General features: G+C 64.2%; 16 protein-coding genes and 1 pseudogene. 10 read left to right on the forward strand and 7 right to left on the reverse strand.

Annotation, left to right across the window (positions count from 1 at the left end; all coding sequences use genetic code 11):
* Nucleotides 1–66: 66 nt before the first annotated feature.
* The 3 genes and pseudogenes from putA to BWR18_RS09850 all read left to right on the forward strand — a co-directional run bounded on the left by putA (nucleotide 67) and on the right by BWR18_RS09850 (nucleotide 4,668).
* Nucleotides 67–3,476, forward strand: a pseudogene (putA, locus tag BWR18_RS09840) (bifunctional proline dehydrogenase/L-glutamate gamma-semialdehyde dehydrogenase PutA).
* Nucleotides 3,477–3,574: 98 nt separating this feature from the next.
* The gene (locus BWR18_RS09845) at nucleotides 3,575–4,309 is read left to right on the forward strand and encodes a rhomboid family intramembrane serine protease (RefSeq protein ID WP_076627845.1); all 735 of its coding nucleotides are present in this window, start codon (nucleotides 3,575–3,577) and stop codon (nucleotides 4,307–4,309) included.
* Nucleotides 4,306–4,668 (forward strand): GFA family protein, encoded by a 363-nt coding sequence (locus tag BWR18_RS09850; RefSeq protein ID WP_076627846.1) that lies wholly within the window; start codon nucleotides 4,306–4,308, stop codon nucleotides 4,666–4,668. Before BWR18_RS09845 ends, BWR18_RS09850 begins: the two co-directional genes overlap by 4 nt.
* Here BWR18_RS09850 and BWR18_RS09855 read toward each other — a convergent pair.
* Complete coding sequence (locus BWR18_RS09855) at nucleotides 4,665–5,450, reverse strand: inositol monophosphatase family protein (protein WP_076627848.1); 786 nt, start codon at nucleotides 5,448–5,450, stop codon at nucleotides 4,665–4,667. The two genes, BWR18_RS09850 and BWR18_RS09855, sit on opposite strands and share 4 nt — an antisense overlap.
* 112 nt (nucleotides 5,451–5,562) lie before the next feature.
* Between BWR18_RS09855 and BWR18_RS09860 the strand changes: the two genes are divergently transcribed.
* Nucleotides 5,563–6,600 (forward strand): NADP-dependent oxidoreductase, encoded by a 1,038-nt coding sequence (locus BWR18_RS09860; RefSeq protein ID WP_076627850.1) that lies wholly within the window; start codon nucleotides 5,563–5,565, stop codon nucleotides 6,598–6,600.
* A 62-nt stretch (nucleotides 6,601–6,662) separates the two neighbouring features.
* On the opposite strand, the gene BWR18_RS09865 is transcribed toward BWR18_RS09860, so the two are convergent.
* The gene (locus BWR18_RS09865; protein ID WP_076627852.1) at nucleotides 6,663–7,568 is read right to left on the reverse strand and encodes a LysR family transcriptional regulator; all 906 of its coding nucleotides are present in this window, start codon (nucleotides 7,566–7,568) and stop codon (nucleotides 6,663–6,665) included.
* An 86-nt stretch (nucleotides 7,569–7,654) separates the two neighbouring features.
* Here BWR18_RS09865 and BWR18_RS09870 point away from each other — a divergent pair, with 86 nt between their 5' ends.
* Nucleotides 7,655–8,524 carry a methylenetetrahydrofolate reductase gene (locus BWR18_RS09870; RefSeq protein ID WP_076627854.1) on the forward strand — a complete coding sequence of 290 codons (870 nt, stop codon included), beginning with the start codon at nucleotides 7,655–7,657 and terminating at the stop codon, nucleotides 8,522–8,524.
* A 130-nt stretch (nucleotides 8,525–8,654) separates the two neighbouring features.
* A complete protein-coding gene (locus tag BWR18_RS09875; protein WP_076627855.1) occupies nucleotides 8,655–9,137 on the forward strand; it encodes a PaaI family thioesterase in 483 nt (160 codons plus the stop codon).
* Nucleotides 9,138–9,185: 48 nt separating this feature from the next.
* Here the strand turns inward: BWR18_RS09875 and BWR18_RS09880 are convergent, their stop codons facing one another.
* From BWR18_RS09880 to BWR18_RS09890, 3 genes are all read right to left on the reverse strand, one after another.
* The gene (locus BWR18_RS09880; protein ID WP_083957674.1) at nucleotides 9,186–10,277 is read right to left on the reverse strand and encodes a DUF2235 domain-containing protein; all 1,092 of its coding nucleotides are present in this window, start codon (nucleotides 10,275–10,277) and stop codon (nucleotides 9,186–9,188) included.
* The gene (locus BWR18_RS09885; RefSeq protein ID WP_076627857.1) at nucleotides 10,255–12,552 is read right to left on the reverse strand and encodes a xanthine dehydrogenase family protein molybdopterin-binding subunit; all 2,298 of its coding nucleotides are present in this window, start codon (nucleotides 12,550–12,552) and stop codon (nucleotides 10,255–10,257) included. The genes BWR18_RS09880 and BWR18_RS09885 overlap by 23 nt, the downstream gene beginning before the upstream one ends.
* Nucleotides 12,553–12,626: 74 nt before the next feature.
* On the reverse strand, nucleotides 12,627–13,403 hold the full coding sequence (locus BWR18_RS09890; RefSeq protein ID WP_076627859.1) for a hypothetical protein: 777 nt from the start codon (nucleotides 13,401–13,403) through the stop codon (nucleotides 12,627–12,629).
* A gap of 101 nt (nucleotides 13,404–13,504) precedes the next feature.
* Here BWR18_RS09890 and BWR18_RS09895 point away from each other — a divergent pair, with 101 nt between their 5' ends.
* Nucleotides 13,505–16,555, forward strand: a complete 3,051-nt coding sequence (locus BWR18_RS09895) for a valine--tRNA ligase (protein ID WP_076627861.1) — start codon at nucleotides 13,505–13,507, stop codon at nucleotides 16,553–16,555.
* A gap of 319 nt (nucleotides 16,556–16,874) precedes the next feature.
* Here BWR18_RS09895 and BWR18_RS09900 read toward each other — a convergent pair whose 3' ends face one another.
* Entirely contained in the window at nucleotides 16,875–17,669 is a 795-nt protein-coding gene (locus BWR18_RS09900; protein WP_076627863.1) for a crotonase/enoyl-CoA hydratase family protein, read from the reverse strand.
* Nucleotides 17,670–17,772: 103 nt separating this feature from the next.
* On the opposite strand from BWR18_RS09900, the gene BWR18_RS09905 reads away from it, so the two are divergent.
* From BWR18_RS09905 to BWR18_RS09915, 3 genes are all read left to right on the forward strand, one after another.
* A complete protein-coding gene (locus BWR18_RS09905; protein WP_076627865.1) occupies nucleotides 17,773–18,876 on the forward strand; it encodes a pyridoxal phosphate-dependent aminotransferase in 1,104 nt (367 codons plus the stop codon).
* A gap of 55 nt (nucleotides 18,877–18,931) precedes the next feature.
* Entirely contained in the window at nucleotides 18,932–19,150 is a 219-nt protein-coding gene (locus tag BWR18_RS09910; RefSeq protein WP_076627867.1) for a hypothetical protein, read from the forward strand.
* 193 nt (nucleotides 19,151–19,343) lie between these two features.
* Entirely contained in the window at nucleotides 19,344–20,051 is a 708-nt protein-coding gene (locus BWR18_RS09915; RefSeq protein ID WP_076627869.1) for a substrate-binding periplasmic protein, read from the forward strand.
* A gap of 315 nt (nucleotides 20,052–20,366) precedes the next feature.
* Here BWR18_RS09915 and BWR18_RS21620 read toward each other — a convergent pair whose 3' ends face one another.
* The gene (locus tag BWR18_RS21620) at nucleotides 20,367–20,504 is read right to left on the reverse strand and encodes a transporter (protein WP_157598692.1); all 138 of its coding nucleotides are present in this window, start codon (nucleotides 20,502–20,504) and stop codon (nucleotides 20,367–20,369) included.
* Between the last annotated feature and the right edge of the window lie 311 nt (nucleotides 20,505–20,815).

Consider the following 20,815-nt stretch of genomic DNA (forward strand, 5'->3'; position numbering starts at 1 on the left):
ATCATATTCAGTAAAATTGGCTTCTGTTGTGATGATATACTGCGCGAAACGAAAAGGGAAACGGCAATGCCACGCGACATCGACCTGAATATCGCCACCCGGCTGGATGCAGACATGTACGCTTGCACCGACACCGCGCTCCGCCGCCTTGTCGCCGAGGCCGACCTGACGCCTGAGGACCGCGCGGCCATTTGCGCCACTGCAGCACAGCTCGTGACGGCCATTCGCACGCACACCGCACCGGGGCTGATGGAGACGTTCTTGGCCGAATACGGCCTTTCCACCGATGAAGGCGTCGCGCTGATGTGCCTGGCCGAGGCGCTCTTGCGCGTGCCCGACGCGGACACCATCGACGCGCTGATCGAGGACAAGATCGCGCCCTCCAACTGGGGCAAGCATCTGGGCCAATCGACCTCGACCCTCGTCAACGCGTCCACCTGGGCCCTCATGCTGACAGGCCGCGTCCTGGACGACGATCAGCCCGGACCCATCGGGCATTTGCGCGGCGCCATCAAACGCTTGGGCGAGCCGGTGATCCGCACTGCCGTGTCGCGCGCGATGAAGGAAATGGGACGGCAATTCGTGCTGGGCGAGGACATCGACAGCGCCATGGACCGCGCCGCAGGGATGGAGGCCAAGGGCTTCACCTATTCCTACGACATGCTGGGCGAGGCCGCATTGACCGACGCCGACGCACGCCGCTACCACCTCAGCTATTCGCGGGCCATCTCGGCCATCGCGCGGGCCTGCACCAGTGCGGACATCCGCGAAAGCCCCGGCATCTCGGTCAAGCTGTCGGCCCTGCACCCCCGCTACGAACGCGCGCAAGAGGCCGCCGTGATGCGCGATCTGGTGCCGCGCCTGCGCTCCCTCGCGCTGCTTGCCGCCTCGGCTGGCATGGGCCTGAACATCGACGCGGAAGAGGCGGACCGGCTGTCGCTGTCCCTGCAGGCCATCGACGCGGTGATGGGCGACGCCGCCTTGTCGGGCTGGGACGGGTTTGGCGTCGTCGTGCAAGCCTACGGCCCCCGCGCGGCTGCCGCCATCGACGCGATCCACGACATGGCCACGCGGCACGACCGCAAGGTGATGGTGCGGCTGGTCAAGGGCGCCTATTGGGACACCGAGATAAAGCGCGCCCAGGTCGAAGGGGTCCAGGGTTTTCCCGTCTTCACACGCAAGGCGGCCACGGATGTCTCTTACATCGCCAATGCGCGCAAGCTGCTGGGGCTGACGGACCGTATCTATCCGCAATTCGCCACCCACAACGCACATACGGTCGCCGCCATCCTGCACATGGCCGATGGCCAACCCTTTGAATTCCAACGCCTCCACGGGATGGGAGAAGCCTTGCACAGCATGGTCCTGCGCGATCATGGCACCCGCTGCCGCATCTACGCCCCTGTGGGCGCACATCGTGACCTCTTGGCCTATCTCGTGCGGCGATTGCTGGAAAACGGGGCCAATTCCAGCTTCGTCAACCAGGTCGTGGACGAGGACGTGCCGCCCGAGGTCGTGGCCGCCGATCCCTTCGACGCGCTCGAAGACGGCGCGGTCACGATCCCGGACGGGCCAGCACTCTTTGCGCCCGCGCGGCGCAACTCGCAGGGCTTTGACCTGACGCACCTGCCCACATTGGAGAGGATAGAGATCGCCCGCGCGCCCTTCGCCCGACACCGGTGGACCGCAAAATCACTGACCGTCACGGCGGGCCAATGCACCACCGCACCCGTTCTCAACCCCGCTGACACCACGGACACCGTCGGCACCGTGCACTGGGCGACGCCCGACATGGTTGGCCAAGCCTATGCCGACGCATCATCGTGGACGGCCCCGGCGATGGAACGCGCCAAAGTGCTCAACGTGGCCGCCGACCTCTACGAACAGCACTTTGGCGCGCTTTTCGCCCTCCTCTCGCGCGAGGCCGGAAAAACGCTGCCCGACGCCGTCGCCGAACTGCGCGAGGCGGTGGACTTCCTGCGCTACTACGCCACCCAGGCAGGCGACAGCGCCCCCGCAGGCACCTTCGCCTGCATCTCTCCCTGGAACTTCCCGCTCGCCATCTTCACCGGCCAGATCGCTGCCGCCCTCGCCGCCGGAAACGCGGTGCTGGCCAAACCGGCCGAGCAAACACCGCTGATCGCCCACCGCGCGGTCTCGCTTATGTACGAAGCGGGTGTGCCGACCGACACCTTGCAACTCTTGCTTGGCGCGGGCGATATCGGCGCCGCCCTCACACGCGACAGCCGCGTGTCCGGCGTCGCGTTCACAGGCTCCACAGACACAGCCCTGCGCATCCGCGCCAGTCTCGCCGACCATGCCGCCCCCGGCACTCCACTGATCGCAGAAACCGGAGGGCTCAACGCCATGATCGTCGACAGCACCGCCCTGCCCGAACAGGCCGTGCGCAGCATCGTGGAAAGCGCATTTCAATCCGCTGGGCAGCGCTGCTCCGCCCTACGCTGCCTCTACGTGCAGGAAGATATCGCGCCGCACCTGACCGAGATGCTGATGGGCGCCATGGACGCGCTGCAGATCGGCCTGCCCTGGCACCTGTCCACCGACATTGGCCCCGTGATCGACCAAGAGGCGCAAGACAGCATCGCAGACTACATCGCCAACGCACGGGCCGAGGGCCGCGTCCTGCACCAACTGACACCCCCGGCCGAGGGCCACTTCATCGCCCCCACCCTGATCCGCGTGAACGGGATCACGGACATGGACCGCGAAATCTTCGGCCCCGTCCTGCACATCGCGACGTTCAAGGCGCAGGCGCTGGACGACGTGATCGAGGCGATCAACGGCACGGGCTACGGGCTGACCTTCGGCCTGCACACACGGATCGACGACCGGGTGCAGCACGTGACGGACCGGATCACGGCGGGCAATCTCTACGTCAACCGCAACCAGATCGGCGCCATCGTCGGCAGCCAGCCGTTCGGCGGGCACGGGCTGTCGGGGACCGGGCCCAAGGCGGGCGGGCCGGACTACCTGCTGCGGTTCCGGGCTCCGACACCGGCGCAAGCGCCAGGCAGATGGAACGCTCCGGCTCCGTTGCCGCCGCGTCCGGTGGCCGAAGCCACCGACCACACCAGCACTGCCTTGCCCGGCCCAACCGGCGAATCCAACATGCACAGCCGCCACCCGCGTCCCGCCCTTCTTTGCACCGGGCCGGGGGCAGACGCAGCAGCCGCACAGGCAAAAGCCGTTCGCGCGCATGGCGGCATCGCGGTCGAAGCCGTGGGCGCGGTCGACCCACAGGCGCTGGCCGACGGCCCGGCCTATGGCGGTGTCCTGTGGTGGGGGACACGGATACGGCGCGCGCCATGGAACGGGCACTCAGCGATCGCAGCGGCCCGATCATACCGCTGATCACCGGCCAGCCTGACCGCGCGCATGCGCTGATCGAGCGGCATATCTGCGTGGACACCACGGCTTCGGGCGGCAACGCGGCGCTGTTGGGGGCCGCCAGCTGACCACAGCGCTGTTTTCCGGCACGGAAAACGGACCGGAAACCGCATCGGTTTCCGGCACCCCCCTTGACCCGGAGGCCCGACCAAACAAGTGTCGGGACATGTTTCCAATCCGTGACCACAACCCATCCGGCCGCACGCCCTATGTCACTTACGGGCTTATGGCGCTCAATGTGTTGATTTTTCTCAGCTATGTCAGCCTTTTCGCAGACGAGCGCGCGCTTGGTCGCTTCTTCTTCGACTACGCGGCCATCCCCGCGCGCATCCTCTCGGGTGACAGCCTCTCCACGCTGCTGACATCGATGTTCCTGCACGGCGGCTGGCTGCACCTGGCGGGCAACATGCTGTTCCTCTACATTTTCGGCGACAATGTCGAAGACGAGATGGGGCATGCCCGCTTCCTCGCGCTCTACCTCGCCAGCGGCATCGCCGCCAGCAGCATCCACATCCTTTCGGCCCCGACCTCGATGGTGCCGGTCGTCGGCGCATCAGGCGCCATTGCCGGCGTCATGGGGGCATACCTGCTGCTTTTCCCCAAGGCGCGGATCGACATCCTGCTGATCCTGATCATCATCTTCCGCGTCTTCCCGATCCCGGCGTGGATCATGCTGGCCGTCTGGTTCGGGATGCAGTTCATCGGTGGGGTGGGCAGCGACCCGAACGGCGGCGGCGTGGCCTATTGGGCCCATGCAGGCGGGTTCGTCGCTGGCGTCTTGCTGACAATCCCGCTTTGGCTCCGGCTCGGCGGCCCCGCCTTCTGGCGGCGCACCGATGGGCACCCGCCCCACCCCGAAGCGCGATACGCCACCTCACGCATTCCAAAGGTCAGACGATGAAAGCCACCTGCCATTGCGGCGCCGTCGTGCTCGAGGTGACGCTGACCAACGGGCTGGGCACTGCCGCACGCTGCGACTGCTCGTTCTGCCGCCGCCGCGCCGCCCCCGCAGTCACAGCACCCAAGGACGGTGTGAAAATCCTGCAAGGCGCGGACAAGCTCACGCGCTACCAATGGGGCACAAACACGGCAAAACACCACTTCTGCAGCATCTGCGGCATCTACATGTTCCACAACCGCCGATCCGATCCGAACGAAATCGGGGTGAACATGGGCACGCTCGACGGGGTCAACCCTGCCGAACACGAGCCGATCCTCTGGCATGACGGGGTCAACCACCCCTCAGATGCAAAAGCCTAGGTCCGAATGATCTTGGCCAGAGACGAGAACATGTTCTCGTTGGCACAGATGATCTCGCCATCCTCCAGAATGTTGCCACCCTCGGTCAACGGCTCGACCAGCCCGCCTGCTTCGCGCACGATCAACAACCCCGCGGCAATGTCCCATGCATTCAGGCGCCGTTCCCAATACCCATCGTAGCGACCGGCAGCGACATAGGCCAAATCCAGCGCTGCCGACCCGAACCGACGCACACCCGCACAGGTGGGCATCAACCGCGCCAACTCCTTCAGCGTCTCCGGCAGGTCCGACCGCCCGCCAAAGGGCAGGCCCGTGGCAAACACACACTCGATCAACTGTCGCCGACCAGAAACGCGCAACCTGCTGTCGTTCATGAACGCACCGCCACCCTTCTCGGCAAAGAACATCTCGTCCTTGGCCGCATCATAGACGACACCGGCCACAACCTGACCCTTGTGTTCCAGCGCGATGGACACGGCCCAATGCGGCAGTCCGTGCAGGAAATTGGTGGTGCCATCCAGCGGGTCCACGATCCAGCGGCGGGTCGGGTCCTCGCCATCCTCCTCGCCGCCCTCCTCGGCCAGCCAGCCATAGTTCGGACGGGCCGTGCGCAGCTCTTCCTTCAGGATCTCCTCGGCGGCCAGATCGGCCTTGGATACGAAATCACCCGCGCCCTTCATGGACACCTGCAGGTTCTCCACCTCGCGGAAATCCTTGACCAGCGACCGGCCCGCCTTGCGCGCGGCCTTCATCATGATGTTGAGATTTGCGCTGCCTTGCATGCCAATGACTCCGGGGGATAGGAAAGGTCAAGGGCGCGCTATAGCGGCGTGCTACACGGTTGCCAAGGGGGGACGGACCTGTTCAGTTCCCGCCAAACGCGAAAGGAACCCCATGCCCGACCAGATGCAGCACATCACCCTCGCCAGCCGCCCCAAGGGCGCGCCGACCCAAGACAATTTCGCAATGGAAACGGCCCCGGTCCCAGAGCCCGGCGCGGGCGAGGTGCTGGTGCGCGTCCACTACATGTCGCTTGATCCCTATATGCGCGGGCGCATGGACGACGCGAAATCCTACGCCGCCCCCGTGCCCATCGGCGGCACAATGGAAGGCGGCGGCGTGGGCGAGGTGCTGACCTCCAACGCGGATGGCTTTTCGCCGGGCGACATGGTCCTCGGCATGTTCGGCTGGACCACCCACGCCGTGGCCGATGCAAAAACCCTGCGCAAACTCAACCCCGACCTCGGCCCCATCACCGCCGCGCTCGGCGTCCTCGGCATGCCCGGCTTCACCGGCTGGCACGGCCTGATGGAATACGGACGGCCGAAGGCTGGCGAAACGCTTGTGGTCGCCGCAGCCACCGGCCCCGTCGGCTCCATGGTCGGCCAACTGGCGAAGTCACTGGGCCTGCGCACCGTCGGCATTGCGGGCGGCCCCGACAAGTGCACGCTGGCTACTGACAGGTTTGGGTTCGACGCCTGCATAGACCACCGCGCGCATGCAGACGCCAAATCGCTCCGCACCGCACTTAAGCACGCGGCCCCAGACGGCATCGACATCTATTTCGAAAACGTGGGCGGCAAAGTGCTGGAAGCGGTCATGCCGCTGATGAACCCCCACGGGCGCATTCCGGTCTGCGGCATGATCTCGTGGTACAATGCCGGGGGCCTCGGCGCGGGCGCCGACACGACCCTCTCCGCCCCGGCCCTCTGGCGGCCCATCCTCGTCAACTTCCTGTCGGTCAACGGCTTCATCATCTCGAACCACTGGGACCGGTTGCCCGCCTTCCTGGCCGAAGTCGCGCCCAAGGTTCTAAACGGCGATATCAAAGTCGTCGAAGACATCGCCGAAGGTCTGGAAAACGCGCCCGGCGCATTCATCGGCCTGCTCGACGGAAAAAACGTCGGCAAACAGCTCGTAAAGCTGATCTAACGCGGCAATGGGGTCGGCGGGTGGGCGCCTTTGCCAAAGGCAAACAGAGCCGCCCCCGGCGCTTAAGCCGCCTGCAATTTCCGCGCCTCAACCCGCGCCAGATCCAGCAACTTGTCCATATACGGCTTGCCCAGATCATCATCCCGCACCGCCGCATAGAGCCGCCGGGTCAGCCCCCGCGCGGTTAGGGGCCGGGTCACGTAATCACTCGAATACTTCACCTCTCGCACGACCCAATCGGGCAGCACGGACACCCCGCGATTGGACGCCACGAGCAACAAGATCACCGCCGTCAACTCCGCCTGCCGCACGGCAGCGGGCTCCACCTTCGCCGGGATCAGCAACTGGCTGAACACATCCAGCCGCGTCCGCTCCACCGGGTAGGTGATCAACGTCTGATCCCGAAAATCCGCCGCCTCGACATAAGGCTTCTGCGCCAGCGGATGGGTCGAGGACGCCACGAAAACCGGCGCGTAATCAAAGAGTTCCACGAATGTCACCCCGGCCAGATCCTCCGGATCCGACGACACCACCAGATCCACTTCCTCCTTCATCAGCGCAGGCAGCGCGTCAAAGGCAAGGCCGGGGCGAATGTCCACATCCACATCCGGCCACGATTTGCGAAACATCTCCAGCACGGGAAACAGCCACTCGAAACAGGCGTGGCACTCGATGGCAATGTGCAAGCGGCCCGACGACCCGTCACGCAGGCCGGTAAACTCCGCAACCGCCGCTTCCACCTGCGGCAACACCTGTTCGGCCAGTCGCAACAGCCGCAATCCGGCAGCGGACAGCTTTAAGGGCTTCGATCGGCGGACAAACAGCTCCACGCCCGCCTGATCCTCCAGCCCCTTGATCTGATGGCTCAGCGCGGATTGCGTGATGTGCAGCTGATCGGCGGCGCGCGCCAGCCCGCCCGCGTCGTGAATGGCCTTGATCGTGCGCAGGTGGCGGAACTCAATATGCATACGGAACTCATGTTGATAATGAGAGTTATGAATTTGCCTCAAGATACGCAGCAGGGCATCCTGCAACAAGCCCAAAGGAGCCCCCCATGCCCACGCCCGATGTTGCCCTCTCGTTCGAGACGTTCCCCCCAAAGTCCCTCGACGCGTCGTTCCACCTCTGGGACACGGTGCAGGCGCTGACCCCACTGAACCCGCGCTTTGTCTCGGTCACCTATGGCGCAGGCGGCACCACGCAATCGCTGACGCAGGAGGCCGCACAAACGCTGCGCAAGACCTCGGGCCTGCCCGTGGCCGCTCACCTCACATGCACGGGCCAAAGCCGCGATGACGTGCTCGCGACCGCCCAGCGCTACGCCAAAAGCGGGGTCAAGGACATCGTGGCCCTGCGCGGCGACGCCCCCGGCGGCGGCAGCTTCGCGCCCCATCCCGACGGCTTTGCCAACAGCATCGACCTGATCCGCGCGCTCGCAGACATGGGCCAGTTCACCATCCGCGTCGGCGCCTACCCCGACAGCCACCCGGACGCGACCTCGCCGCAACAAAACATCGACTGGCTCAAGGCCAAGCTTGACGCAGGCGCGTCCGAGGCGATCACGCAATTCTTCTTTGAACCGGACAGCTTCCTGCGCTTCCGCGACGCCTGCGCTGCCGCAGGGATCATCGCCCCCATCACGCCCGGTATCTTCCCCGTCGCCAACTGGTCCCGCGCCAAAAAGTTCGCCGAAAGCTGCGGCACGCCCATCCCCGTCGCAACCGCCACGGCCTTCGACCGGGCCGAGCGCGAAGACCGCGCGCATCTCTTCGCCCTCACCCATTGCGCGGACCTCTGCGACACGCTGATCAGCGAAGGCGTGGACAAGCTGCACTTCTACACGCTCAACCGCCCCGACCTGACCCTGAAAGTCTGCCGCGCCCTGGGCCTTGTCCGCCCCACACAGATGCGCAACGTCGCCTAAGGTCCTTCATCCTGCCAGATAGACCCCGGGGGAGCGGCACAGCCGCGGGGGCTGGCCCCCTCCCCCACTTGCCACTAGACCAATCGGTCTGATCGCATTACCGTCCCGGCACAACCGTCGGAGACACCAGATGCCGCGCCTCGCCACAAGCCCCGCCGACCTGATCAGCCAGGACGAGCTCCTGTCCATGTCCGGCCTCGACTTCATGACCGGCATGCTGAACGGAACCCTGCCCGGACCGCCCATCGCGCACACCATGGGCTACTCGCTCCACGATGTGCAGGACGGCACGGTGACCTTTCGCGGCACGCCCGAATTCGACGTGACCAACCCGATGGGCACGGTGCATGGCGGCTGGTACGGCACGCTTCTCGACAGCGCCATGGCCTGCGCGGTGATGACAAAGGTGCCCGCCGGATCGGTCTACACAACGCTTGAATACAAAATCAACATCACCCGGGGCATCCCGCTGGGCATGGAGATCGCCTGCACCGGCCGCATCGACCACGCCGGGCGCAGCACGGGCGTGGCCACGGGCGACATTCGCGGCGTCGACGATGGCAAGCTCTACGCCACGGGTTCCACCACCTGCATCATCATGAAAATCCGCTAACAGACTTTAGGTCTAAGGGACGGAGGGCGGGGCGACTTTGGCCGCAGGCTAAAGAGCGTCCGCGCCCGTCCCCCGCATATCGGCCACCCAATCCGACCAGGACCGCGGCGGCGGGGCCTGCGCCACCGATGGATGCACCCGCTCCGACGGATCCACACCGACGCGGCGCGGCTTGCGGGTGACGAACCACTTGCCCAACCCCACAAACGTGCCCATTGACGGGGCAGACGCATCCTGCGGAAACCGAGCCGCCCACCCGTCGGGCAAAGGCAGCCCGCAACGCTCGGCCTGCTCCAGCATCCACACCAGCGGGATATTGGCCAGGGGGCGCGACGCGCGCCGCCCCGACAGGTGCCCGCCCACATCGCCATGCACACCGCGAAACCACATCTGCACCAGATGCCCATCCCACCCCTCGGTCGTGTCCCACATCACCGGGGCATAGGCGACGCGGGTCTCGTTCCGGGCCACGGCGTGAAATCCATGCTTCACCGATTTGCCAAGGTGATGGTTGTGAAACGCATGGCGCGGCGCGCTCAGGCGCCACAGAAACGGCATGTTCAGGCCAAGGGATTTCACCGTATCCCAGACCCCGATCATCTCGATCTCCACCGACGCGTGGCAATTGTTGCGTGCAAACACACGGGCCGCATCGCCGTCCGGGGTGCATTCATAATGGCGGTACACATCGCGAATGTTGCGCTCGGTCGCGGCCTCCGGCGTCAACAACCCCACCCGGTCAATGATCCCCGCCAGCGACCGCACCGCATAGGCACCGCGCGAATAGCCCAGCAAAAAAACCTTGTCCCCGGGCCGGTAGCGCGAAGCAAGATAGCCATAGGCCCGCCGGATCTGCCGGTTGATGCCACGGCCAAAGACGACATCGCCCGCCTTGCGCCAATGCGACCACTGCAGCCCCGGCTCATAATAGAGCGACACCGACGTGCCCATCTCGCCCAGCAGCTTCGCGGTCAGCCCTGCATTGGTCTCGTCGCCGGGCTCCAGCGTGGACATGGTCCCGTCGATGATGATGACATTAATGGTCTGCCCGCGCACAGGCGGATCGACCTGCGGCAGCCCTGCCCCGAACCGACGTTTCAGCCAGTGGGCAATGGTATTATTCAGCCGCGATCCGAGCATCCTTCATCAAGTCCCAAACCTTCATCGGTGTGAATGGCATATCCGCCTGCCGCACACCATGTTCCCACAGCGCATCCTGCACCGCGTTGGACACCGCCGCCAACGCCCCGACCGTCCCAGCCTCGCCACACCCTTTCATGCCCATGACATTGGCGGTGGACGGCACCGGTTCAGACGTGAACCCGATGTAGGGAACGTCGTCCGCGCGGGGCAAGGCATAATCCATGAACGTTGCCGTGAGCAGTTGGCCGTCCTCATCGAATTGAACATGCTCGGTCAGCGCCTGACCAATGCCCTGCACAACACCGCCATGCACCTGACCTTCGGCCAGCATCGGGTTGATAAGATTACCAAAATCATCAACGACCGCGTAACGGTCCACGGTCACGACACCGGTGTCGGGATCGACCACAACCTCTGTAACATGACAGCCATTGGGAAAGCTGCGCGCCTCCAACTTGGTGCGCTGTTCATGGACCAGCAGGTCCTCACGCCCCTTTTCGCGCGCCATGTCGGCAACCTCCAGCATGGTAGGGGTCAGGTTTGATCCCTCCAGCCGGAACCGCTCGTCATCAAAGGAAATATCGGCCGCAGGCACACCCGTCTCGTCACTCAGGAAAGCGGTAAACGCCTCCGTCATCGCGCCCACCGTGGCCAGCGTCGCCGTGTTCTGCACGGTCACAGACCGCGACCCTCCGGTCCCGCCGCCCTGCTTGATACGGTCACTGTCGCCCTGCACGACGTCGATCATGTCCACGGGAATCCCCGACTGATCGGCCAGGAACTGGGCATAGACGGTCTCGTGCCCCTGTCCGTTCGATTGGGTGCCGACATAAATGTTCACACGGCCCTCTTCCGTAAACTCAACCTTCGCGCTTTCGGCAGGATCGCCCAGAATGCTTTCGATATAGTAACACAAGCCCAGGCCCCGCAGACGCCCCTCTGCCGCATCGGCGGCCTTGCGCGCAGCAAAGCCGGGGATATCCGCCTCTGCCTCGGCACGGGTCAGCACCTTGTCAAAATCCCCCACATCATAGGTCTCGTCCACCAGCGTCGTGTAGGGAAACTGATCCGGCTTGATAAAGTTGATGCGGCGCAGCTCCAGCGGGTCTACACCCAGCTCGCGCGCCGCCCGGTCCATGGCACGTTCAAGGATATAGATCGCCTCGGGCCGCCCCGCCCCGCGATAGGCATCCACCTGCGTGGTGTTGGTGAAATACCCCACCGACCGCAGATAGGCGGCGGGCATATCGTAAACGCCGGTCAATACACGGGAAAACAGCTGCGTCTGAATGGCCTGCGCATATTGCGAGTTGTAGGCCCCCATATTGGCCTCGGTAAACACGCGGTAGCCGATGATGCGATGATCCGCATCAAAGGCCAGCTCGGTCAGCGAGGTCAGATCGCGCCCCGCATTGTCCGACAGCATCGCCTCGGTCCGTTCCGACATCCAGCGCACCGGACGGCCCAATGCACGCGCCGCATGTGCGACAACGAAATACTCGGGGTACATCATCCCCTTCATGCCAAACCCGCCACCCGTATCGGGGTTCGTCACGCGAATATCGTCGGCGGGGATGTTCAGGGCCTTTGCCAACTGGTCCTTCGGCCCCCAAACGCCTTGCCCGTTGATGGCCACATGGACCCGGTCACCCTCGGGCTCTGCATAGCACCCGCGCGGCTCCATGGAATTGACGATGATACGGTTGTCCCCCACATCCAGCGACACGATACGGGCCGCCTTGTCGAACGCCACCTGCGTCGCCGCCTCGTCCCCCATATGCCAGTCGTAGGCGACATTGTCGGGCGCCTCGGCATGCACGGCCTCTCCACCCGCCGCCATGTCCATCTTGGCTGGCAGATCGTCATAATCCAGCATGATCATCTCGGCCGCATCCCGCGCCTGCGCCAGCGTCTCGGCCACGATCACGGCCACAGGCTCGCCAACAAAGCGCAACCGATCCCGCGCCAATATGGGACGCTCGGGCGCCGCGCCCTCCGATCCATCGCGGTTCTTGACCGTCACACCCTGCATGGCGACATTCAGACCGGCACCCTCCAGGTCGGCGAGGACATAGACGGCATGCACGCCCTCGGCGTCCCGCGCATCACTCACATCCAGATCCGTGATCACCGCATGGGCCACAGGCGACCGGAACACAAAGGACTGGAGCGCATTTGCAGGCGCAATGTCATCCACATACCGCCCCTCGCCGGTCAGAAACCGCACGTCCTCACGGCGTTTCACGGGTTGAGACTTGCCAAACTTTTCCATGGGGAACTCCTGTGTGCCAAGGGGGCCTCGTCATGCGCGAACGTATCGCGTGCGCGGCCCATGTCCAGCACCAGTTACGACGTCGGCTTGCTCACATCCGGCACAGGGGGCGCAGCGGCCCTGGGTCCGACATCGCCGACCCACCAGGTCTTGCCACGGCTGTCGCGATAAACTTCGATCTCCGACCCCGATGGGTAGCGCAGATACCGATCCGATGACAGCGAAGGCAAGCTTTCGCCCCGCTCTCCGCGGTGATCCTGCCACGCCAGAACATATCGCTTGGTGGTGCCGTTCTTCGTGCGCGTGACGCGTTCGTCGATGCGCACCACCCTGGCCCACTCCGCCGCGCCAAACCTGCGCGCGCGCAGCGCCTCGACCGCAGGCCGGGCGGTCCACCAGAACACGCCCAACGTCGCCAGCCCAAGCGCCAGCGCAAGCCACCGCACCCGTTGACCGGTGTCCCGCGTGCCCCCAACCGTGTATTCCATCTGCCGCGGACTGGCGCGCACATAGCGGATGTCGCGCACCGCACCCAGGGTCATGGCGCGATACACATGGCGCGGGACCTTGCGTTCGACGATCTGCGTCTCGCCACCCGCCACGTATTGAAAGGTCACGTAGTAATCTCTCTCCGTCTGCCCATAGCGGCGCACGGATATCTCGCGCCGATCCACGGCAGTCGCTTCAACGACAACACCCTGCACGTCCAGGTCCGCTGCGAACGCCGCCTCCTGGTACTCAAACACCATCAAGAGACCGAAAGACACCGCAAGCAGGATCGGAAAAAGCGCGTTGTTCCCCCACCACAACCGAAAGAACCCCGGCGCGGGCCCATGTGTATAATCCCTCATGGTCCAACACTGGAGGCCCAGCCGATCACCCAAAACCCCCCTTCCCTTCATACATCCGCCCCGCTATCTCACGCGGCAATGACAACAAGGGGGCCAGCACCATGGCACTGGGCAAATTCAACGCATCCGAGGCCGAAGCCCGCATCTACGCAGATTGGGAAGCCGCGGGCTGTTTTGCGGCCGGCGCCAACGCGCGCACGGATGCGGCCACCTATTGCGTGATGATCCCGCCCCCCAACGTCACCGGCGTGCTGCACATGGGCCACGCCTTCAACAACACGCTGCAGGACATCATGGTGCGCTGGCACCGGATGCGCGGCTTCGACACGCTCTGGCAGCCCGGCACCGACCACGCGGGCATCGCCACGCAAATGGTCGTCGAACGACAGCTCATGGAAACCCAGCAACCCTCTCGCACCGCTCTGGGGCGCGAGGCGTTCACCCGGAAAATCTGGGAATGGAAAGCGCAATCCGGCGGCACCATCCGGGACCAGCTTAAGCGCCTCGGCGCGTCCTGCGACTGGTCGCGCGAAGCCTTCACCATGTCCGGCGCGCCGGGTGCGCCTGCGGGTGAAGACGGCAATTTCCACGACGCCGTCATCAAGGTCTTTGTCGAGATGTACAACAAGGGCCTGATCTACCGCGGCAAGCGGCTGGTCAACTGGGACCCGCATTTCGAGACGGCCATTTCCGATGTCGAGGTCGAAAACAACGAAGTCGCCGGCCACATGTGGCACTTCAAATATCCGCTCGCAGGCGGCGAGACCTACACCTATGTCGAAAAGGACGCGGACGGCAACGTCAGCCTGACAGAAGAACGCGACTACATCTCCATCGCCACCACGCGCCCTGAAACCATGCTGGGCGACGGCGCCGTCGCCGTTCATCCATCAGATGAACGCTACGCGCCAATCGTTGGAAAACTCTGCGAAATCCCGGTTGGGCCAAAGGAACACCGCCGCCTGATCCCGATCATCACGGACGAATACCCCGACCCCACCTTCGGCTCGGGCGCGGTCAAGATCACGGGCGCCCACGACTTCAACGACTATCAGGTCGCCAAACGCGGCGGCATCCCGATGTACAACCTGATGGACACGAAGGCGAACATGCGCGCCGACGGCAAACCCTACGCCGAAGAGGCCGCCGTTGCCCAAGCCATCGCCAACGGCGACCAAGACTTTGACGAGGCCATGATCGCCGCCATGAACCTCGTCCCTGATGAATATCGCGGCCTCGACCGGTTCGAGGCGCGCAAACGAGTGGTCGAAGACATCACCGCCGAGGGCAACGCGGTGATGATCCCCAACCCGGACTACGATGCAGAGGCCGAGGCGGACCCCGACCGTAGGGTGGGCAATCTGCCCACCATCCCCATGGTCGAAAACAAACCCATCATGCAGCCCTTCGGCGACCGCTCCAAAGTGGTCATCGAACCCCTGCTCACGGACCAATGGTTCGTGGACACCGCCAAGATCGTCGGTCCCGCGCTGGATGCGGTGAAGAATGGCGACGTCAAAATCCTGCCCGAGAGCGGCGAAAAGGTCTATTTCCACTGGCTCGAAAATATCGAGCCCTGGTGCATTTCACGCCAGCTGTGGTGGGGACACCAGATTCCGGTTTGGTATGGGCCAAACCGACGTTTCGAAGACGAAAACGGATCCAGACTTCTGATCCACGATTTCGAAAAGCCTGTCGCATTCTGTGGGGCAACTTTCGAGGAAGCCGCGGCAAGCGCTCGTGAGTACTACCGCTCTTCAGAAACGCCCGAACCGGAAATGATCAGCGAAGTTGCTTCGCGGGAAGACGCAGCGGCGGGCAGCATCGCCCGCTCAGCCTGTCTCTACCGCGACCCCGACGTCCTCGACACCTGGTTCTCCTCCGGCCTCTGGCCCATCGGCACCCTCGGCTGGCCGGAGGACACACCCGAACTCGCCAAATACTTCCCCACCTCCGACCTCATCACCGGCCAGGACATCCTGTTCTTCTGGGTCGCCCGCATGATGATGATGCAACTGGCGGTGACGGACAAAATCCCCTTCGACACCGTCTACCTCCACGGCCTCGTCCGCGACGCCAAGGGCAAGAAGATGTCGAAATCCACCGGCAATGTCATGGACCCGCTCGACCTGATCGAGGAATACGGGGCCGACGCCCTGCGCTTCTCCTCCGCCGCGATGGCCTCGCTTGGCGGTACGCTCAAACTCGACACCCAGCGCATCGCAGGCTACCGCAACTTCGGCACCAAGCTCTGGAACGCCGCCAGCTACGGCGAGATGCGGGGCACACTCGACCTGCCCTACAGCGCCGAGGTCCCCGAAACCAAGCACCCCCTCAATCGCTGGATCAAAGGCGAGATCGCCAAAGCCCGCGAAACCGTCGACCAGGCTCTGACCGACTACCGCTTCAACGACGCGGCCAGCGCACTCTACGCCTTCACCTGGAACACCTTCTGCGACTGGTATCTCGAATTCACCAAACCCATCTTCGACGAAGGCACGCCCGAAGAAATCGCGGAAACCAAGGCAACCTATGCCTGGGCGCTCGATCAATGCCTGATCCTGCTGCACCCGATCATGCCCTTCATCACCGAAGAGCTGTGGGGGCAGAAACCGCGCCCCAAACGGCTCATCCACGCCGACTGGCCAACCTACACCACCGATCTGGTGGACGCAGAGGCCGACGCCGAGCTCAACTGGGTGATCAAGCTGATCGAAGCCATCCGCTCCGCCCGCGCACAGATGCACGTCCCCGCGGGCGCCTATGTCCCCTGCGTGGTCAAAGGGTTTGAGCCCGACGCCAAAGCCGCCTATGACCGGAACAAGGCCCTCATCCACCGCTTCGCCCGCCTCGAAAGCCTCACCGAAGCCGACGACTTCCCTAAAGGCACCGTCGCTCTCGCCATCTCCGGCGGCAGTTTCGGCCTGCCGCTCGCAGATGTCATCGACGTGGGCGCAGAAATCGCACGGCTCGAAAAAACCCTGGGCAAACTGGCCAAGGAACTGGGCGGGCTGCGCGGACGGCTGAAAAACCCCAAATTCGCCGAAAGCGCCCCGGCCGAAGTGGTCGAGGAAACCAAAGCCAACCTCGCTCTGCGTGAAGAGGAAGAAGGCAAACTCAACGACGCACTCACCCGGCTCAAGGAACTCTGACCGGTCAACAGTCCGTATTTGGAAAGAGAAGAAGACAAGGGGCTTTCTCCTGCCTTCTTCTCTTTAAAAAATACGGCGGGGCGTTTGAGGAGATCGACATTGGTCCGAGAGACAATGGCGATGCCCCTCATCAGCAAAAATGAACCGCGCCGCCGTCAGGCGTCATTCTAGGTCACCGCACGTTGCATTAACCATCGCTGCACCGCACGTTGGGGGTGCACAGGGGGTGCACAGGGTGTGTACGGGTGCTGCACGCACGGTGACACCCCGCCACAGCCCGTCAATCTTCATAAAAACAAGGTTAATCAGGGGCCGCGACTCACCCCTCAAACACCGGTGCCCGCCTCTGGATCTGCGCTGCGACGACCTCCATCTGTTCCGGCGTGCCCATCAACCCGGCCTGCACCCGGCTCTCCTCGAGCAGCACGGCCTCCGGGGCGTGAGTCTCCGCATATCCGATGAGCGCCTTGGCAGCCCTAAGCGCGCCTGGCGACTTTAACGTCAGCGCCTGAGCCAGTTCCATGGCAGCGGCCAACGGATCATCGGCCAGCTCTGTCACCAGCCCCCAAGCCTCTGCTTTGTCAGCAGAAATCGGCTCGGCCGTGTAGGTCAGCCTGCGCAGAACATCCGAGCGGACCAGCCGGGGTAACAGCACCATGCCGCCCATATCCGGCACGATCCCCCACTTCATCTCCATCACCGCAAACCGCGCATCCGGCGCGGCAATCCGAATGTCGGCACCCAGCGCCAACTGCATCCCCGCGCCAAAGCACACGCCATGCACCGCCGCAATCACCGGCACGGGGCAGCGGGTCCACACCATGGCCACCTCCTGCCACTGGTTCGTGGTGCCCTCCCCATGGGTGCGCGGCATCAGCAACTCATTGGAATCCTTGCCAATCATCGCCCCCAAACCGCCCACATCAATGCCCGCGCAAAACCCTTTGCCCTCGCCCGAGATCACGCAGACCCGCGCCGCGCTGTCCGCCACCTCCTGCCCCGCGACAATGATGGCGTCGATCATCGCCTGATCGACCGCATTCATCTTGTCCGCACGGGTCAGGCGCACATGGGCGATCTGGTTCTCATAGGTGATGGTCACGCGGTCGGACATGGGGGCTCTCCTCTATGCCCCCACCCAAGCGCATCACACCGGCAAGGGCCAGCAAAACGTAAGGGCATTGCCCCGCACCGCGACCCGCGCTACCCCTCGCGCCATGACAGATCCCCGCCTGACCCCGATTGCCGCCAGCCTGCCCTCCAGCGTGCCCTTCGTCGGCCCCGAAGCCCAGGAACGCGCCCGCAACAGCGCCTTCGACGCGCGGCTCGGCGCCAATGAAAGCGTCTTCGGCCCATCCCCCCGCGTGGCCGAGGCGATGGTCCAGACCGACATCTGGAAATACGGCGACCCGGAAAATCACGAGCTGCGCCAAGCACTTGCAGCCCATCACCAAATCAAGTCTGCCAACATCATGGTGGGCGAAGGGATCGACGGCCTGCTGGGCTACATCGCCCGCCTGTTCGTGGCACCGGGCGACCACGTGGTCACGTCGCTGGGCGCCTACCCGACCTTCAACTACCACGTCGCAGGCTACGGCGGCACGCTGGAGACGGTCCCCTACACGGTCGACCACGAAGACCCCGCTGCCTTGTTTGCCAAGGCCAAGGAAACACAAGCAAAACTCGTCTACCTCGCCAACCCCGACAACCCGATGGGCACCTGGCACGACGGTGAAACACTTAAGAAGGCGCTGGATGATCTGCCCCAGGGCACCCTCCTCGTGCTGGACGAGGCTTACATCGACTCCGCGCCCACCGGCACCGCACCTGACATCGGTCCGGACGACCCGCGGGTGATCCGGATGCGCACCTTCTCCAAAGCCTACGGCATGGCGGGCGCGCGGGTCGGTTACGCCATTGGGGCGGCCCCGCTGATCGACGCATTCAACAAGGTGCGCAACCATTTCGGCATGAACCGGGCGGCGCAGGCCGGTGCGCTGGCAGCGCTGCAAGATCAGGCGCACCTCGCAAGCGTCCTCGAGCAAATCGCAACAGCCCGCACCCGGATCGACCGGATCGCCCGCGACAACGGGCTGACCACACTGCCCTCGGCCACAAATTTCGTCGCCATCGACTGCGGGCGCGACGGCGCGTTCGCCAAGGCGGTGCTCGACGGCCTGATCGCGCGCGGCATCTTTGCCCGCATGCCCTTTGCCGCCCCGCAAAACCGCTGCATCCGGATCAGCTGCGGCACGCAAAACGACCTCGACGCCTTCGCCGCCGCCCTGCCCCATGCGCTGGCAGACGCAAACGGGGGCTGACAGGCCGAACAGGTGGACTATAATCTGCCAACAGCCACCGCTGTCAGGGTACGCCATGGACGACCACACAACCGGAACCGCACCCAATTATACCAAGGCCTGCATCGTGATGTTCGGCGTCAACATCACGTGGATCCTTGTGGCCATCTGGGCGATCTGGGGGCTGATCGCCGCCATGCTACTGGGGCTTGGCGTCAATCACCTGATCGAACGGGGCAGGATCTGGGCCGCCCAGAGACAAGAGGCTTCGATCCGGCGCGGCAAACCGTTCTGACCGCAAAGCCGGGCTCAATCCCCGTTCCTTAGTGCTTCTTAAACCGGAACCCTCTACGATTCTCGAATGTTGCCGAAACAAAGCGTTCAGATCGTCTTGCAACAGGTCGGATCCCTCTCCGGCCCGCGTCCTTTACAAGTATGACAGTGGTGACAGGTTGAAAACGCTTACTCAGATTGCCCTTCTGACAGCTTTGGTCCTTGCCCCCGCGCAGCTGCTGGCCCAGCAACCCACGGTCGACCAGGTCGTCGCCTCGCACTATCCCCCGCTTATGATAGAAGGGGACGAAGCGCGCCCCGGCTACTCGGTGGATGTGCTGCGCGAAGCGGCACGTCGCGCCGGTCGGCAGATCGACCTGCAATTCCTGCCCTTCCAGCGCGCCGTGCACGAGGTGCTAACGGGCAAGGCAACGCTGATGCCCGCGCTCTTCAAGGGCAAGACGCATGACGACCAAATCCTCTGGGTGACCGAGTTTCACCGCACCAGCCTAAACTTTGCCAGCATCTCGGGCCGCATCGACACGCTGGACGACGCGCGTGCTCTGCCCTCCATCGTCGTGGAACGCGGCACGACATCCGAAAACATTCTGGCTCAGCTTGGATTTGGGAATGTCCACAGCACCCGCTCGCCCGAGGCCAGCGCCAACATGCTCGCCACCGGTCGCGCCGATGCGTGGCTCTTGACCGACGACATGATGCGCATGACTTGGGGCATGCTCGACATGGAAACGCCGCTGTCCATCGGCGACACGATCCGAGACATCCCCGTGTTCATAGTCGCCAGCCCCACATTGCCCGATGACACGCGCCGCGCCTATCTGACCGCGATCGACGCGATGCGCGCGGACGGCACGCTCGAGCGGCTGTTGCGCCGCTACGTCCCGGCGCCGCAACCGCCCTGACCGAGGGTCTGTGGGCACGCAGCATGAGGCAATGGGTTCTGCGACCAAGTTCCAACACCTTGCATAACCGCAATCTGCTTTGTTGTATCCTGTGGCTATCTCTTTGATCTTTGTCAGGTCGTTCTCGACCAGATACCGCCACGTGCAGACCTCCCGGTCGTCGGCCCGCCGGATTTTGGACCTGGCGTGAGCAGGCATCACAGCGGCGGCTCCGCAGTCGTCCGGATCGTCAAGCCGCCAAGTTGCACCGAACGGCGTATCCGCGAGCAGCGCGTCAATTGAAACGCCCTTCATCAGGGGCGCCACCCCTTTGTGTCATGCGCCTGTCCGGTCGCCAGCCACGCGCCCGATGGCCTGACGCCGAGGCCGTCCCTTTGCACCCGATGCCGTCTGGTCAACCGACATGACGGTGCCATCAATCAAGGCATGTTCAAGGTCGGGATCATCGCTCATGGCGTTGAAAAGGCTCTCGAATACACCCGCCTCGGCGCTACGGCGGACGCGTCGGACCTGAGTGTTCCGTTCCCGGGGGCGCGCGGCATGTCGCGCCCGGCTGCGCCTGTACACACGCGCCAGAACACGGCGGGCAGCAACAGACGATTGCCCCTTGTCGTGGCCCCCGTCTCGCTGACCTTACCCGGAAGATGTGCCTCACGCTGCCGCCACGGACGGTCCGACACCACAAACCGCAGCTCGTGCCTTCAAACCTCCATGTCGGAAGCGTGAAGCAGAGATCAGGCCAAATGCGATGTCCGATCGGCCGC

This window comes from Tateyamaria omphalii, assembly GCF_001969365.1.
Lineage (GTDB): Bacteria > Pseudomonadota > Alphaproteobacteria > Rhodobacterales > Rhodobacteraceae > Tateyamaria > Tateyamaria omphalii_A.